Origin of the sequence: Streptomyces sp. GD-15H, assembly GCF_045291515.1 — a bacterium.
Classification (GTDB): domain Bacteria; phylum Actinomycetota; class Actinomycetes; order Streptomycetales; family Streptomycetaceae; genus Streptomyces.
Window position 1 is genome coordinate 3,268,483 of record NZ_CP149447.1, and the last position, 14,873, is coordinate 3,283,355.

19 protein-coding genes and 1 pseudogene are annotated in these 14,873 nt (G+C 70.2%); 12 read left to right on the forward strand and 8 right to left on the reverse strand.

What is annotated here, in order from left to right; all coding sequences use genetic code 11:
* Positions 1-224: 224 nt before the first annotated feature.
* Positions 225-2,405, reverse strand: coding sequence for a DEAD/DEAH box helicase (locus WJ438_RS15065; protein ID WP_406725703.1), 2,181 nt, complete (start codon positions 2,403-2,405; stop codon positions 225-227).
* Between the two features lie 147 nt (positions 2,406-2,552).
* Here WJ438_RS15065 and WJ438_RS15070 point away from each other — a divergent pair.
* From WJ438_RS15070 to WJ438_RS15100, 7 genes and pseudogenes are all read left to right on the forward strand, one after another.
* Positions 2,553-2,768 (forward strand): annotated as a pseudogene (locus tag WJ438_RS15070) (hypothetical protein); the annotation flags it as partial.
* A gap of 299 nt (positions 2,769-3,067) precedes the next feature.
* A complete protein-coding gene (locus tag WJ438_RS15075; RefSeq protein WP_406725704.1) occupies positions 3,068-3,337 on the forward strand; it encodes a type II toxin-antitoxin system Phd/YefM family antitoxin in 270 nt (89 codons plus the stop codon).
* Positions 3,330-3,593 (forward strand): type II toxin-antitoxin system RelE family toxin, encoded by a 264-nt coding sequence (locus tag WJ438_RS15080; RefSeq protein ID WP_406725705.1) that lies wholly within the window; start codon positions 3,330-3,332, stop codon positions 3,591-3,593. Before WJ438_RS15075 ends, WJ438_RS15080 begins: the two co-directional genes overlap by 8 nt.
* Before the next feature lie 109 nt (positions 3,594-3,702).
* Positions 3,703-3,825 carry a hypothetical protein gene (locus tag WJ438_RS15085; protein ID WP_406725706.1) on the forward strand — a complete coding sequence of 41 codons (123 nt, stop codon included), beginning with the start codon at positions 3,703-3,705 and terminating at the stop codon, positions 3,823-3,825.
* An 87-nt stretch (positions 3,826-3,912) separates the two neighbouring features.
* Complete coding sequence (locus WJ438_RS15090) at positions 3,913-4,107, forward strand: hypothetical protein (RefSeq protein ID WP_406725707.1); 195 nt, start codon at positions 3,913-3,915, stop codon at positions 4,105-4,107.
* 71 nt (positions 4,108-4,178) lie between these two features.
* Positions 4,179-4,445: a hypothetical protein gene (locus WJ438_RS15095; RefSeq protein WP_406725708.1), complete on the forward strand. Its 267-nt coding sequence runs from the start codon at positions 4,179-4,181 to the stop codon at positions 4,443-4,445.
* Positions 4,442-4,834, forward strand: a complete 393-nt coding sequence (locus WJ438_RS15100) for a twitching motility protein PilT (RefSeq protein WP_406725709.1) — start codon at positions 4,442-4,444, stop codon at positions 4,832-4,834. Before WJ438_RS15095 ends, WJ438_RS15100 begins: the two co-directional genes overlap by 4 nt.
* 176 nt (positions 4,835-5,010) lie before the next feature.
* Here WJ438_RS15100 and ychF read toward each other — a convergent pair whose 3' ends face one another.
* Complete coding sequence (gene ychF, locus WJ438_RS15105) at positions 5,011-6,099, reverse strand: redox-regulated ATPase YchF (RefSeq protein WP_406725710.1); 1,089 nt, start codon at positions 6,097-6,099, stop codon at positions 5,011-5,013.
* Positions 6,100-6,412: 313 nt separating this feature from the next.
* On the opposite strand from ychF, the gene WJ438_RS15110 reads away from it, so the two are divergent.
* On the forward strand, positions 6,413-6,868 hold the full coding sequence (locus tag WJ438_RS15110) for a DUF6542 domain-containing protein (protein WP_406725711.1): 456 nt from the start codon (positions 6,413-6,415) through the stop codon (positions 6,866-6,868).
* 51 nt (positions 6,869-6,919) lie between these two features.
* Here the strand turns inward: WJ438_RS15110 and ppgK are convergent, their stop codons facing one another.
* Positions 6,920-7,666 (reverse strand): polyphosphate--glucose phosphotransferase, encoded by a 747-nt coding sequence (ppgK, locus tag WJ438_RS15115; protein WP_406725712.1) that lies wholly within the window; start codon positions 7,664-7,666, stop codon positions 6,920-6,922.
* Between the two features lie 72 nt (positions 7,667-7,738).
* Positions 7,739-8,773: a 4-hydroxy-3-methylbut-2-enyl diphosphate reductase gene (locus WJ438_RS15120; RefSeq protein ID WP_406725713.1), complete on the reverse strand. Its 1,035-nt coding sequence runs from the start codon at positions 8,771-8,773 to the stop codon at positions 7,739-7,741.
* A 119-nt stretch (positions 8,774-8,892) separates the two neighbouring features.
* Between WJ438_RS15120 and xseA the strand changes: the two genes are divergently transcribed.
* Both xseA and WJ438_RS15130 read left to right on the forward strand, forming a co-directional pair.
* Positions 8,893-10,101, forward strand: coding sequence for an exodeoxyribonuclease VII large subunit (gene xseA / locus WJ438_RS15125; RefSeq protein ID WP_406725714.1), 1,209 nt, complete (start codon positions 8,893-8,895; stop codon positions 10,099-10,101).
* Between the two features lie 9 nt (positions 10,102-10,110).
* Entirely contained in the window at positions 10,111-10,383 is a 273-nt protein-coding gene (locus WJ438_RS15130) for an exodeoxyribonuclease VII small subunit (protein ID WP_406725715.1), read from the forward strand.
* 55 nt (positions 10,384-10,438) lie between these two features.
* On the opposite strand, the gene WJ438_RS15135 is transcribed toward WJ438_RS15130, so the two are convergent.
* Positions 10,439-10,651 (reverse strand): DUF4287 domain-containing protein, encoded by a 213-nt coding sequence (locus WJ438_RS15135; RefSeq protein WP_406725716.1) that lies wholly within the window; start codon positions 10,649-10,651, stop codon positions 10,439-10,441.
* A 238-nt stretch (positions 10,652-10,889) separates the two neighbouring features.
* Between WJ438_RS15135 and WJ438_RS15140 the strand changes: the two genes are divergently transcribed.
* Positions 10,890-11,480 carry a malonic semialdehyde reductase gene (locus WJ438_RS15140; RefSeq protein WP_406725717.1) on the forward strand — a complete coding sequence of 197 codons (591 nt, stop codon included), beginning with the start codon at positions 10,890-10,892 and terminating at the stop codon, positions 11,478-11,480.
* Positions 11,481-11,559: 79 nt separating this feature from the next.
* On the opposite strand, the gene WJ438_RS15145 is transcribed toward WJ438_RS15140, so the two are convergent.
* Positions 11,560-12,093: a DUF4245 domain-containing protein gene (locus WJ438_RS15145; RefSeq protein WP_406725718.1), complete on the reverse strand. Its 534-nt coding sequence runs from the start codon at positions 12,091-12,093 to the stop codon at positions 11,560-11,562.
* A gap of 124 nt (positions 12,094-12,217) precedes the next feature.
* Between WJ438_RS15145 and glpX the strand changes: the two genes are divergently transcribed.
* Positions 12,218-13,252 (forward strand): class II fructose-bisphosphatase, encoded by a 1,035-nt coding sequence (glpX, locus tag WJ438_RS15150; protein ID WP_406725719.1) that lies wholly within the window; start codon positions 12,218-12,220, stop codon positions 13,250-13,252.
* A gap of 249 nt (positions 13,253-13,501) precedes the next feature.
* On the opposite strand, the gene WJ438_RS15155 is transcribed toward glpX, so the two are convergent.
* Positions 13,502-13,879: a WhiB family transcriptional regulator gene (locus WJ438_RS15155; RefSeq protein WP_406725720.1), complete on the reverse strand. Its 378-nt coding sequence runs from the start codon at positions 13,877-13,879 to the stop codon at positions 13,502-13,504.
* A gap of 173 nt (positions 13,880-14,052) precedes the next feature.
* The gene (locus tag WJ438_RS15160) at positions 14,053-14,742 is read right to left on the reverse strand and encodes a DUF1707 domain-containing protein (protein WP_406725722.1); all 690 of its coding nucleotides are present in this window, start codon (positions 14,740-14,742) and stop codon (positions 14,053-14,055) included.
* Between the last annotated feature and the right edge of the window lie 131 nt (positions 14,743-14,873).

Genomic DNA, 14,873 nt, shown 5'->3' on the forward strand with positions numbered 1-14,873 from the left:
CGTGGGCCGGCCCGCGCGTCGGCAACACCCCGCCCCCCTTGCCGGCGCGAGTACCCCGGCGCAGCACAGGACACCCGCCCCCGGTCCTCACCGACTCACCCCGGCTCCCCGCACCCTTTCGACGCGGCACAGTGCCCCCGGGCGATGAACTTGATCAACGACGGCGTCAGCCGGCGGACGGCCCGTCGACGACCGGGCCGGTGAGCCGCCGCTTTCCCTGTCGCTCACTCGGGTGCCGGGGGCCTCCCGTCGATCATGCCCAGGCGTGCCTGTTCCTCCTCGACGATCCGGCGCGCCAGCTCGGTGTCCGAGACGTCGACCGCGTCCGGGGTGGCTTCGGCCACGGCGCTGCGGCGAGCGTAGGCATCGAACAGGCGGGTCTTGTTCTCCAGCATCTTCACCACGCGTTCGTCCACTCCCCCGGTGGCGAGGATACGGTGCACGCAGACCGGCCTGACCTGGCCCATGCGGTGGGCCCGGGCCACCGCCTGGTGCTCGAGGGTCGGCTTGATCTGGGGTTCGCAGATGATGACGACCGAGGCGGCCTGCATGTTGAGGCCGACGCCCGCTGCCTGGATCTGCGCCAGGAGCACCGCGGGACCCGAGACACCGGCGAAGTCGTCGACGATCTGCTGTCGCCGTCCGGCCGGGACGCTTCCGGTGAGCGGACCGAACACCGGAGTGCCGTCAGCGGGTCCTGCGGCGAGTTCCTCCTTCACCACGCCCAGGACATCTTTGAAGTGGGAGAAGACCACCGTCTTCTGCTCGTTCTCACCGGCCTCCTGAACGATCTCCCGGAGCCGGTCCAGCTTGGCCGACTTCTCGGGGCGCATGTACGCGGCCCTGCGCATCGCCATGAAGTTGCCGGCGCGCACGGCCTCCCGGTATGCCTCCTCGTCCGAAGCGCTCAGCTCCTCCCACTCGTCGGTCTGCTGGAGACTCGGCAGTTCCGTCAGCACATCCTCCTGGTTGCGTCGCAGGTAGACCGGGGCGACGGCCTTGCGGAAGGCGACCGATCCGGTCGGCGCGTCCCGTTCGCCCAAGGATTCCGCGATGTCGCCGTCGAGCATCCGGACCAAGTTGCGGAACTCCTCGACCCTGTTCTCCATCGGGGTTCCGGTCATGAAGAGGGTGCGCTCGCAATGCTCCACCCACAGGGCGACTGCCTGGGACCGCTTGGCCTTCGGGTTCTTCACGGAGTGCGCCTCGTCGACCACGAGCAGGCCGACTTCTCCACCCCCCGGCGCGGGAAATCCCCGCAGTGCGTCGAACGTGGTCACCCCGACCCCGCCCCGCCCCTTCCAGTCGGCGAACGCGTCGTGCCGATCGGGACCGTGGAGCACCATGGCGCGCAGGGTGCTGCGGGCCTCGATCTCCCGGGTCCAGTTCACGAGGACGCTCGCCGGGCAGACGACCATGAAGTGACTCTGCCCCTCGGCGGCCAGATGTGCCAGCACGGCAATCGCCTGGATGGTCTTGCCGAGACCCATCTCGTCGCCGAGTATCACCTTGCGTTGCGCAAGGGCGAACCGCGCGCCGAACGCCTGGTAACCGCGCAGGGAGACCCGCCGACGGGAGTCGTCGAGATGCTGGGTCCGTACCCGCTCGGCGATCTCGTCGGGCAGGAACCCCTCGGCGGCGGCCGCGTCGGGCAGCCGCCCGGAGATCTCGGCGAGCAGGCTGTAGTACTCGGCCGAGTGGAGCTCGAAGTCCACCCAGGCCGCGACGTCGGACGAGGACCCCCGCAGCAGGTCCACCGAAGTCTGGGCGAGCAGCCCGGGCAGGCCCGCCTGCTCCTCCTCGTCCACCAGCACCCGGATCTCGGTGACCGCGGCCAGCGCGCGAGCCCTCTTCTCCCGGCCCGCCATGAGCATCCGGAGACGCCCGGCGGCGGGCCTGGCATCGGCCAGCAACGGACCGAGCCGCTCCGACAGGGCGGCGGCCTTGTCGACGGCGCGCCGGGCGTCCGGGCCGGCCTCCACCAATACGCGCAAGGCCGTGACGAGCGCGGTGGTGCTCGGTTCCGGCCGGTCCACGTCGATGTGGACGGCCACGGTCTCGTGCGCGGCCTCGGAAAGCCGGCGGGCGGCGGCGAGCATCTGGTCGACGGTGCGCTGCCCGACACCGGGAATCTGCCGCAACCGGTAGGGGCCCGCTTCGAGAACACGGCCCACCGTGCGCAGTCCGCTCTTCTCGACGTTCCCCAGCCGCAGACGTCCTTCGGTGACGTCCTGCAGCCGGGCGACGGGGATGGCGTCGAGTTCCCGCTGCACCGCCGCGTCGTGGATCGGCTCCAGTGCCGCCCGTACCGCCTCGACGGCCCTGCCATGGTCACCGACCACCGCCTGCGCCGCCTCGTACAGTCGCGCTCCCCTCGCGACCGTGTCCCGCTCGCCCCGCCCCACGCTTCCCGCCCTTCCCTCGCCCTCCCCGCATCCTCCCACCGCCCACACCGGGCCCCGACGGACGTTCGCGGTGCGCTGCGGATCGTTCCGAGCCCACGGGAGCCATTCACGCTCGAAGACTCACGATCGCCAGCAGGATCGACACCCGACCGGGCGGCCGCTCTTCTTCGCACCCGTCTCCACAGCCACAAGTACGTCATCGGCGCCACTCCCGCCGCCATCGCCCGCAGCGTGCCCCAACCGTCCACGGTCCTCACTTCCGACCCCGAGGACCTGACACGGCTGTGCGGTCCGGGTCTCGCTGAACGGCGACCCGTCCGTCCACCCCCCAGTACGCCCACACCCGTATCCGCTCACCCCTGAGCCAGGCCGGCGAGGCCCGCCCCCGCCGCGCACTCGAAGTCGGATCCGCCCAAGGCGGAAGGGGCGCCAGATTCTCCAAGAGCTGCCCTCCAAGCACTGTCGTCCCTGCGCCGGCGTGCCGCCGGAAGGGGGAAGAGATCAGCACCTCCCGTACGGCGGGGAAACCTCATCCAGCACAGGTCCAGCGCGGTCGGGATTTACCCAGTGCGCCCTCCTGCCCGCCCGGCCGCCGCAACGAGAAGGCCCCGCCCGTGCGGGCACCATTGCGTACACATGGCACACTCGGTACACTCGGGCACATGACCCAGCCGCTGCCCATAGAGTCCATCCGCGACGTGCGCACACACCTGGCCGAGGTCGTGGATCGCGCCGATCGCGACGACGTGCCCACCGTGATCACCCGACGGGGAAAGCAGGTCGCCGCCGTCGTATCCATCGAGGTTCTGCGCAAGTACCAGGAGTGGGAAGAACGCGAGATCAACCGGATCATCGACGAGCGCATGGCCAATCCCTCGCCCGGCGTCCCGATCGAGGACGTCATGAAGGAGACGCTGGCGCGCAGTGAGTGAATACCGCACCGTCTTCCACCCCGAAGCGCAGGCCGAGCTCCGGAAGATCCCACGAGATATGGCCCTTCGCATCCTGGCCAAGCTGACCGAGCTGGAGAGCGACCCGCTGGGGCTCAACACCACAGCCCTCGTCTCCCAGCCCGACCGGCGCCGCCTGCGGGTGGGCGACTACCGCGTGATCTACACGATCGACAATGGCGAGCTGGTGGTATGGGTCGTACACGTCGGGCATCGCTCCACCGTCTACGGCACCTGAGCAGCCCCGACATGGACTTGATCCGCTTTGGCGGAGACAGCACCGAATCGGCACGGGAACACAGAAGGGGCCGGATCCGCCGGAGCCCGACCCTTTTTGACCTGCACACTTGATCTGGATCGGCTCCGACGCCATCCCCACCATCATCAACGGGCTACCTGACCTGGGCGGCTTCGGTCGACTGACCGCCATCGAGGCCTTCGAGGAGGTGGGCGATCCCCGCCGCGGATGACGCCCCGGCCTGCCTCGGCCCACCTCACCGAGATCACCAGCGACCTCGCCCCACGCCCAGGGGACCCTCCACTCGCAGTTCTGGCGGGTGGACGCCGGTCGTACCTACGGCATCTCCGACACCGGCCCGGACCGGGAACTCGACTGGACCGCGCCCTGGGAGCACCTGGCCGAAGAGGCCCGCACGCGGTCTCTGCTGGAGGCCGACGAAGCCCCGATCGGCGACAACATCTCCGTCGCCCCCGCCCGGATCGACCACACCGACCTGCACCTGGAGAGGTGACCCCGCGCCCTGAGCCTCCTTGCGACAGAAAGGCCGCCCACACGACAGCCATATCGCACTATGGTGCTTGTATGGCTAGCAAGAAGGTCACCATCACTCTCGACGAATCCCTGGTCGAAGCCCTGGCGAGCGCCGCCGAGGAGGAAGGCATCCCGCTCTCCCGTCTCGTCGCAGGGGCCGCCGAGCGCGAGCTGCGACTGCGAGCCGGACGAGCCGTGATAAGGGAATGGCAGGCAGAACACGGCGCCTTCACTCCGGAGGAGCTCGCCGCCGCCCGCGCCGACATGGCCGATGCCGACGCGGAACACCTCAGCGGTACAGGGGCCCCGGCCGCGTGAACATCCCGTACCTCTACGACGCCGGTGCGCTCATCGCCATCGACAACGACGACCGGCGCATGTGGGTCCGCCACAGCCTGGCGCTCGAAGACGGCCGGGACATCCATGTCCCTTCCGTCGTCGTCAGTCAGGCCTGGCGGGACTCCCGGCGCCAGGTCCGACTCGGCAAGTTCCTCGCCGGGTGCGACGTCGTTCCCGTGGGGCTCGAAACCGCCAAGACCGCGGGCATCCTCTGCGGCAAGGCCGGCACCGCCGACATCGTCGACGCCACCGTCGTCGTCATGGCGGCCACCCTCGGCGCCGTCATCTGGACCTCCGACCCGGACGACATCCACGCCCTCATCGACGCCCAGGACATCAGGCCCGCCCCCGTCGTTCGCACAGTCTGACCTCCCGTGGCCTCCTGTCGGCACCCTGCCGGCGGGTCAGCACCAAGCCAGCACGCTCCCCGGAAAAGGCCGGAATCAGCCAGGGAAAACAGGAAGGGGCCAGATCCTAAGGCCTGGCCCCTGACCTGGCACTTCCTACCCTGACCAGCGCTTCCGGCCAATCAAGGAATCACGCGTCAGACGTTGAAGCGGAACTCCACCACGTCGCCGTCACGCATGACGTAGTCCTTGCCCTCCATGCGGGCCCTGCCCTTGGCGCGGGCCTCGGCGACCGAGCCGGTTTCGACGAGGTCGGCGAAGGAGATGACCTCGGCCTTGATGAAGCCCTTCTGGAAGTCGGTGTGGATGACTCCGGCGGCCTCGGGGGCGGTGGCGCCGCGCTTGACGGTCCAGGCGCGGGACTCCTTCGGGCCGGCCGTGAGGTACGTCTGCAGGCCGAGGGTGTTAAAGCCGACGCGGGCGAGGGTGGCGAGACCGGGCTCCTCGGCGCCGACCGACTCCAGGAGCTCCATGGCGTCCTCCTCGTCCAGTTCGGCGAGGTCCGCTTCCAGCTTGGCGTTGAGGAAGATCGCCTCGGCGGGGGCGACCAGGGCGCGCTGCTCGTTCTTGAAGTCCTCGTCGGTCAGCTCGTCCTCGTCGACGTTGAAGACGTAGAGGAAGGGCTTGGTGGTGAGCAGGTGCAGGTCGTGCAGGGGTTCGGCGCGCTCGCTGCCCTGGAGGATGCCGTGCGCGAAGAGCGTGTCGCCCTTCTCCAGGATCTCCTTGGCCTCCTCGACCGCCTTGACCTTGGGCGCGATGTCCTTCTTGATCCGCGACTCCTTCTGCAGGCGCGGCAGGACCTTCTCGATGGTCTGCAGGTCGGCGAGGATCAGCTCGGTGTTGATCGTCTCGATGTCGTCCTTCGGCGAGACCTTGCCGTCGACGTGGACGACGTTCTCGTCCTTGAAGGCGCGGATGACCTGGCAGATCGCGTCGGACTCGCGGATGTTCGCCAGGAACTTGTTGCCGAGTCCCTCACCCTCGCTGGCGCCGCGCACGATGCCCGCGATGTCGACGAAGTCGACCGTCGCCGGGAGGATCCGCTGGGAGCCGAAGATCTCCGCGAGCTTGGTCAGGCGGGCGTCGGGGACGCCGACCACGCCGACGTTCGGCTCGATGGTGGCGAACGGGTAGTTGGCCGCCAGCACGTCGTTCTTGGTCAGGGCGTTGAACAGAGTCGACTTGCCGACATTCGGCAGACCGACGATTCCGATCGTGAGCGACACGTTGCGACTTCCCGTACGTGAGGTGGGGGACGAGGACCCGACGACTGGGCTGCGTGGGCCGATCCACCAGTCTACGGCGTGCCCGTCCCCGCCCCGGTGACCTGTCGAACGTATGGACAGCCTCCGCTTTCCGGCGTGTCTGACGGGCTATTCAGCACATAAACAGACCTAAGTTGGTCCAGTGGAGCAACACAGGACGCGACCCACCCGGTACGGACCGCGACGCGACAGGCCCCGGCCGCCGCTGCCCCCGCAGGCGGGGCGGGCACCCGGGGGTGGGGTCGCGCGGTCCGCCCGGCCCACCACTCGCCCGGTGCCGGGCCTGGCCCTGGTGCGGCGGCCCGCTCTCCCTGCCGCCCGGCACCTGCCGAACCTCCGGCTCACCGGGCTGGGCGGAAGTCTGTTCTGCGGGTTCGTGATGCTGACGCTCGGGTTCCTCGTCGCGCTGCTGTTCGGGGAGGTCCAGACCGTGTACGGCGTTCTGTTCCTGCCGGTGTGCGTGCTGACGGCGCTGTGGGTGCGCGAGGGGGACCTGCTCACCGCTCCCGTGATCGTCCCGATCGCCTTCGCTCTGGGACTGCTTCCGATGGTCGACGACGGCGGGAGCGGCGGCTGGCTGATGGGCATGGTGACCGGCCTCGCCACCCAGGCCGGCTGGCTGTACGGGGGCACCCTCGTCGCCGGTGCGATCGTGCTCGGCCGGAGGATGCGCATGATCCGCGTGATCAACCGCCGGGCCGCCGCCGCTCGGAGCCGGCTCCGGGCCTGATCCGCTCCCAGGTCCGGAGCCGACTCCGGGTCCGATCCGTCGGGCGTCGCGTCACATACCCGTGGCCGCCCGCATCGCCGCCCCGACGATGCCCGCGTTGTTCTGCAGCTGCGCCGGGACGACCTCGGCCTTGATGCCGTGGATGTGGTGCAGGAACTTGTCGGACTTGCGGCTGACGCCGCCGCCGATGACGATCAGCTCCGGCGAGAACAGCATCTCCACATGGGCCAGGTACTTCTGCACCCGGCGCGCCCAGTGCTCCCACGTCAGGCCGTTGTCCTCCTTGGCCTTGCTGGAGGCCCGCTTCTCCGCCTCGTGGCCGTGCAGCTCCAGATGGCCGAGCTCCGTGTTGGGGACGAGGACGCCGTCCACGAACACGGCGCTGCCGATACCCGTGCCGAAGGTCAGCAGGACGACCGTGCCCCGGCGGCCCCGGCCGGCGCCGAAGTGCACCTCGGCGAGGCCCGCCGCGTCCGCGTCGTTGACCACCGTCACGGGCATGCCGCCGAGGCGGTCGCCGAGCAGCATGCGCGCGTCGGTGTCGACCCAGCTCTTGTCGACGTTGGCCGCCGAACGGACCGTGGTGCCGTCGGTGACCACACCGGGGAAGGCGACCCCGACCGGTCCGGTCCAGCCGAAATGGCCGACGACCTCCTTGACGCCGTCGGCCACCGCGTCCGGCGTGGACGGGTGCGGGGTGAGCACTTTGTAGCGCTCCTGCGCCAGGTCCCCCTTGTCCAGGTCGACCGGAGCACCCTTGATCCCGGAACCACCGATGTCCACACCGAAGATCTGCATGAACCTACGTTATGCCGAACGGCGGACAGTCACCGAACCGGATTCCGCCACCCTCGAAAAGCCCTCACAGGGTCACCGCGCGGAATCCGCCCCCGGCCCGCCCGATCCGGTGCCACCGCGCTCCGCCACCAGCTCCGCCGCCTCCTCGCGCAGGTCGCGGCGCAGCTCCTTCGGCAGCGAGAAGATGATGGACTCCTCGGCGGCCTTGACGATCTCGACGTCCTCGAAGCCGCGCCGCGCGAGCCATTCCAGGACCTGCTCGACCAGCACCTCCGGCACCGACGCACCCGAGGTCACGCCGACCGTGGAGACGCCCTCCAGCCAGGCCTCGTCGATCTCGTCGGCGAAGTCCACCAGATAGGCCGCGCGGGCACCGGCGAGCTTGGCGACCTCGACGAGCCGCTTGGAGTTCGAGGAGTTGCGCGAGCCGACCACGATCACCAGGTCCGCCTCGTCGCCCATCTGCTTGACCGCGAGCTGACGGTTCTGCGTGGCGTAGCAGATGTCGTCGCTGGGCGGGGAGATCAGCTGGGGGAACTTGTCCTTGAGCGCGTCGACGGTCTCCATGGTCTCGTCGACCGAGAGCGTGGTCTGGGAGAGCCAGACGACCTTCGACGGATCACGGACCTCGACCTTGGCGACGTCTTCGGGACCGTCGACGAGCTGGATGTGGTCGGGCGCCTCGCCGGAGGTGCCGATGACCTCCTCGTGACCCTCGTGCCCGATCAGGAGGATGTCGTAGTCCTCCTGGGCGAACCGGACCGCTTCCTTGTGCACCTTGGTGACCAGTGGGCAGGTCGCGTCGATGGTGGCGAGCCGGCCGCGCTCGGCCTCCTCGTGGACCACGGGGGCCACACCGTGCGCGGAGAACATGACGATGTTGCCCGGGGGGACCTCCTCCGTCTGTTCGACGAAGACGGCGCCCTTCTTCTCCAGGGTCTGCACGACGTACTTGTTGTGCACGATCTCGTGCCGGACGTAGACGGGGGCCCCGTACTGCTCCAGGGCCTTCTCGACGGCGATCACGGCGCGGTCGACGCCCGCGCAGTAGCCCCGGGGGGCGGCGAGCAGGACACGGCGGCCAGACGAAGCGGTCATGCGTCCCATCGTAAGGGCCACGTCTCGCGGGCCGGTGGTCGCGTCCGGGAAGCGGTGCGGGCCGGCGGGTGAGGTGGCCTGCGTTGTCGGTGGCCTGCGTTGTCGGTGGCGCGCACTACTCTCGCGGCATGGCTCTCAACACGTCTGCGGAAGCGCCCATCCCGGTCGGTGAGGTGTCGCGGCTCATCGGGGGGTGGATCGACCGGCTCGGCGCGGTGTGGGTCGAGGGGCAGATCACCCAGCTGTCGCGGCGGCCGGGCGCCGGGATGGTGTTCCTGACGCTGCGGGACGCCTCGTACGACGTCTCCGTCGGCGTCACCTGCTACCGGCAGGTGTTCGACGCCGTCGCCGACGTCGTGAGCGAGGGCGCGCGCGTCGTGGTGCACTGCAAGCCCGAGTGGTACGCCCCGCGCGGGCAGCTGTCGCTGCGGGCCGCCGAGATCAGGCCGGTCGGGGTCGGGGAACTGCTCGCCCGGCTGGAGCAGCTGAAGAGGTCCCTCGCGCGGGAGGGTCTTTTCGCGCCGGAGCTGAAGAAGCCGCTGCCGTTCCTGCCGCGGCTGATCGGGCTGGTCTGCGGACGCGCCTCGGCCGCCGAGCGGGACGTGCTGGAGAACGCCCGGCGCCGCTGGCCCGCCGTCCGCTTCGAGGTGCGCAACGTCGCCGTGCAGGGTGTGCACGCGGTGCCGCAGGTCGTCCAGGCCGTGAAGGAGCTGGACGCGGTCGACGACGTGGACGTGATCGTCGTCGCGCGGGGCGGGGGCAGCGTGGAGGACCTGCTGCCGTTCTCCGACGAGCAGCTGGTGCGGGCGGTGGCGGGCTGCCGTACGCCGGTCGTCTCCGCGATCGGGCACGAGCCGGACAGCCCGCTCCTGGACCTTGTCGCCGACGTGCGGGCCTCCACCCCGACGGACGCCGCCAAGAAGGTCGTCCCGGACGTGGGCGAGGAGTACGAGCGGGTGCGGCTGCTGCGCGACCGCGCGCGGCGCTGCGTTCAGGCGTTCGTCGACCGGGAGGAGCGGGGGCTGGCCCATGCGCTGGCCCGGCCCTCGATGGAGGACCCGCACCGGATGGTCGACGCGCGGGCCGAGGAGGTCACGGCGCTGCTCGACCGGGCCCGGCGCTGCCTGCGGCACCAGCTGGACCGGACCGACTCCGAGCTGGCGCACACGCACGCGCGCGTGGTGGCCCTGTCCCCCGCCGCGACGCTCAAGCGCGGGTACGCCGTGCTGCAGCGGGCCGACGGGCACGCGGTGCGTGATCCGGGCGAGGTGGAGCCCGGCGAGGCGTTGCGGGCACGGGTGTCCGAGGGTGAGTTCACTGTCCGAGTCGATGCGTAGGGTGGGCGGATGACCAGCGAGAAGGACCAGTCGACGGCGGCCTCGACCGAGGCCGAGGCGCTCGGTTACGAACAGGCGCGGGACGAGTTGATCGAGGTCGTGCGCCGCCTGGAGACGGGCGGTACGACGCTGGAGGAGTCGCTCGCGCTCTGGGAGCGGGGCGAGGAGCTGACCAAGGTGTGCCGGCGCCGGCTGGACGGGGCACGCGCCCGGCTGGACGCGGCGCTCGCGGAGGAGGCCGCTGGAGCGGAACGGGCGGAGAACGGGGCCGGGGAGCCGTAGTCCGCTCCCCGGCCCGCCCCGACTGCCGGGTCCGCCCGCATCCGGCCCGCCAGGACTACTTGGCGTTGTCCTCGGCCAACGTGTGGGCGACGAGGGCGTTCGCGTGACCGTGGCCCAGGCCGTGCTCGGTCTTGAGCCAGGCGACCAGCTCCATGTGCTTGACGAGCGGCGAGGAGCGCATCAGCTCCTTCCACTCCGCGATCGGACGGCCGTATTTCTTCTCGATCGACGGGAAGTAGCTGGCGGGGCCCTTGACGGTGTCGGTCATACCGGGCTGGTCCTCTCTTCCGCGAGTGGCGGCGTGCTGCCCTTCAAGACCGTGAACAGCCGACGAAGCGTCCGCCGGACCGATGTGACATGCGCCACTCCGACACGGTTTCCCTGTGGAGCAGATCACCGGACCCCACCTTTAGTTGAACTTTGAACTTCCCTGTCGTAACGTTTTCCCCGTCAAGGGTTTCGCGCCGATCGTGCGGAGCCGACGCTCCCCCTCAGAAAGTTCACGCATGTCTCTCGTTCTTGACCCCACCGCCCAGGACCTGCTGTTCCGCGAGGCGCGCACCGCCAACACGTTCACCGACGAGCCGGTGACCGACGAGCAGGTACGGGCCATCTACGACCTGGTCAAGTACGGCCCGACCTCCATGAACAACTCGCCGCTGCGCGTCACCCTGGTCCGCTCCCCCGAGGCCCGCGAGCGTCTCGTCCAGCACATGGCGGAGGGCAACGCGACCAAGACGGCCGCCGCCCCGCTGGTCGCCATCCTTTCCGCGGACAACGAGTTCCACGAGGAGCTTCCGCAGCTCTTCCCGCACTTCCCCGGGGCCAAGGACATGTTCGCCGGCGACCGCTCGATGCGGGAGGGCCAGGCTTCCCTGAACGCCGCCCTGCAGGCCGCGTACTTCATCATCGGCGTGCGTGCCGCGGGTCTGGCCGCCGGCCCGATGACCGGCTGCGACTTCGAGGGCATCCGCAAGGAGTTCCTCGACGACGACCACACCCCGCTGGTGGTCGTCAACATCGGCCGTCCCGGCCCGGACGCCTGGTTCCCGCGCCTCCCGCGCCTGGAGTACGACGAGGTCGTCACCACCGTCTGACGGTCGCCCGCACATACGGCAGGACCCCCCGACACGGCGTGTCGGGGGGTCCTGCCGTATGCCTGCCGTCGCGAACCTGTCAGTCGGCGGATTCGGTGCGCAGGGCCTCGGCCATCCGCGTCAGCTGGTCGAAGGACGCCGTGCCCGTCACCACCGTGGTCGAGCCCTCGGGGTCCTCGTGCACCAGCGCGTCGTAGTGATCGCCCTCGTACCGGGTCCAGGTCCTGCCGTCGATCTGCTGGGTGGTCCCGGTCTTCTCCGCGCCCTGGGTCGCGTCCTCGATGAAGACCGAAGGCTTCCGGGCGGACTGCTCGACCGCCACGTACTCCCCGTCGGGGGCCCGGTAGCCGAGGTGCCAGGCGTCGAAGTCCTCGCCCTGGAAGCGGACGGAGGTGGGCTTCCATGCCTCGGGCAGACCCTCGGGCGCGGCCACCGCGTAGGAGGCGGCACGGCGTGCGGTCAGCAGCTCGATCCGGTAGTCGACCCGCTTGAGATCGGGCTCCGTGCCGCCGTGCGGGCTGAACAGCCAGATCACTCCCGCGGCGAGCAAGATGAGACCCAGGGAGAGAATCATGTCCCGGGCCGATTTCTGTGTGCTGTTCGTTCCTGCCACGCCCCCATCGTTGCAGGTGCCCGCCGCGCTCATCCGTGGGGTCCCCTGCTCATTTTGTCGTCCCGGCGTTAGAGTCGACCCCATACCCTCATCCGGCCGTCGTCGTACAGAAAGGTGCGCTCCGATGACCGAGCATCATCAGTTGCCGTCCGAGCTCGATGTGCCCTCCGAAGCTCCCGACCGCAACCTCGCTCTGGAACTCGTCCGGGTCACCGAGGCAGCGGCGATGGCCGCGGGGCGCTGGGTCGGGCGCGGCGACAAGAACGGCGCCGACGGTGCCGCGGTACGCGCCATGCGCACCCTCGTCTCCACCGTCTCGATGAACGGCGTCGTCGTCATCGGCGAGGGCGAGAAGGACGAGGCCCCGATGCTCTTCAACGGGGAGCGCGTGGGTGACGGGACGGGGCCCGAGTGCGACATCGCCGTCGACCCGATCGACGGCACCACGCTGACCGCGAAGGGCATGACCAACGCGATCGCCGTGCTCGCCGCCGCCGAACGCGGCTCGATGTTCGACCCGTCGGCGGTGTTCTACATGGACAAGCTGGTCACCGGGCCCGAGGCGGCCGACTTCGTCGACATCAACGCGCCCGTGTCCGTGAACATCCGCCGGGTCGCCAAGGCCAAGCGGGTCACGCCCGAGGACGTCACCGTGGTGATCCTCGACCGGCCGCGGCACGACGGCATCATCAAGGAGATCCGGGAGACCGGGGCGCGCATCAAGCTGATCTCCGACGGCGACGTGGCCGGCTCGATCCTCGCCCTGCGCGAGGGCACCGGCATCGACCTGCTGCTCGGCATCGGCGGCACCCCTGAGGGCATCATCTCGGCCTGTGCCGTGAAGTGCCTCGGAGGCACCCTCCAGGGCAAGCTGTGGCCGCAGGACGACACGGAGCGGCAGCGCGCGATCGACGCGGGGCACGACCTCGACCGGGTGCTGACCGACGCCGACCTGGTCACCGGGGAGAACGTCTTCTTCGTGGCCACCGGCATCACCGACGGCGAGCTGCTGCGCGGGGTGCGCTACCGCCCCGAGACCGCCACGACCGACTCCATCGTGATGCGCTCCAAGTCCGGCACGGTCCGCCGGATCGACTCCGAGCACCGGCTGAGCAAACTGCGCGCCTACAGCGCGGTGGATTTCGACCGGGCCAGGTAGCTCCGCCGGGTTCGCCGAAGGACGTGCGGGTGGCCCGCGGTGTGCGGTCCGTGGGTCACCGCGGGCCCGTCCCGTCGAACGGGGCGGGTCCGCCGGGGCCGGGCGCGCGGTTCCCGCGCCCCTCTTGAACCACGGCGCGGGGAGCGCACCCGGCGTGCGGCACAGGTCGCGCGGTTCCCGCGTCCCTTGAAGGGCGCGGCGTCAGAAGGGCGCCCCCGGTGCGGTGGGGGCGCCCTGTCGGTGTACGCCTCAGCCGGCCGCCGCTATGGATCCCGTCGTGCGCACCGCCTTCTGCAGTTCCAGGTCGCGGCGGCGGCGCCGCGCCAGGACCACACGGCGCTCGGCGGCGGTCAGGCCGCCCCAGACCCCGTAGGGCTCGGGCTGGAGCAGGGCGTGCTCCCGGCATTCGACCATCACCGGACAGCGGCCACAGACCCGCTTGGCGGCCGCCTCGCGGGAGAGCCGGGCGGCCGTGGGTTCCTTCGAAGGGGCGAAGAACAGTCCTGCCTCGTCACGCCGGCACACCGCCTCGGTGTGCCAGGGCGCGTCCTGATCCCTGTCTCGCGTCGGCACCCGCTGGGCCGGAACGGCAGCTACCTGCAGGGGCGAATGCGGCGGTTGCGGCACGGGTCTACTCCTGACGACGGCTTCGCGAGCGAGAGACGATGCAGCAAGGCCTACCCGCTGTGCGCACGCCTATGCACTGAGTCCCGAACCGCCGTTTCCGACACCGGAATTCGACACGGACCGCCTCCGCGACCCGCGGACGCGGCGATTCCGCTCACCCCCGCCGCAGAGCGTCAACGGTCCAGGTGCCTGCGCTTGTCCACCGAGCGCTGCACCCGGTCGAGGATGTCCGCCACCAGCTTGCCCCGCTTGGGCCGCGCCTCGACATTGCCCAGCACCGCCCAGCCGTCCACGTAGATCACCGGGGCCTCGGGGTCCTCCGCGTCCAGCGAGGCGACCTCGAAGTTGCCGAGCACGCCACCGCCCATGCCGCGCAGCGACACGTTCTGCGGGACGCGGACCTCGACGTTGCCGAAGACCGAGAAGGCCTTGATCACGACCTGCTGGTGGTCGAAGAGCGCCTCGCTGAGGTCTATCTCCACGTTGCCGAAGACCGCGTACACATGGATGCGGCGCCCGGCCCGCCAGCGGCCCTTGCGGGTGGCGGAACTGAAGACCGCCACCACGTTCTCGTCGGGGTCCATCGGGATGGCGCCGGCGGTGGGCCGGCTCGGCGCCGAGGCATGGGCCGGGCGCCCCTGATGGGCACCCGGCAGGTCCCGGACGAACACCTCGAGCTCACCGGCCGTCTTGGCGGCCAGCACGCCCTCGACACGCTCCGCGTGCTCGTCGGCGGTGAGCCGACCCTCCGCGAGGGCCTCGCGCAGGAGGTCGGCGATGCGGTCACGGTCCGCGTCCGAGACGCGCAGATCGGCGGCCGGCGCGGCACCGTCCTGGGGCTGGGCGTGCTTCTGAAGGTCCACGACAGCAGCGTACCCAAACGCGATAGATCGCGACTACCCCCTGTCAGGAACTACTCGTGAACGAGTCCGGAACCCGTCGGAAACCCACCCACGCACCCGTCGGGAGTCACTGAGGACAACCTCACAAGCTC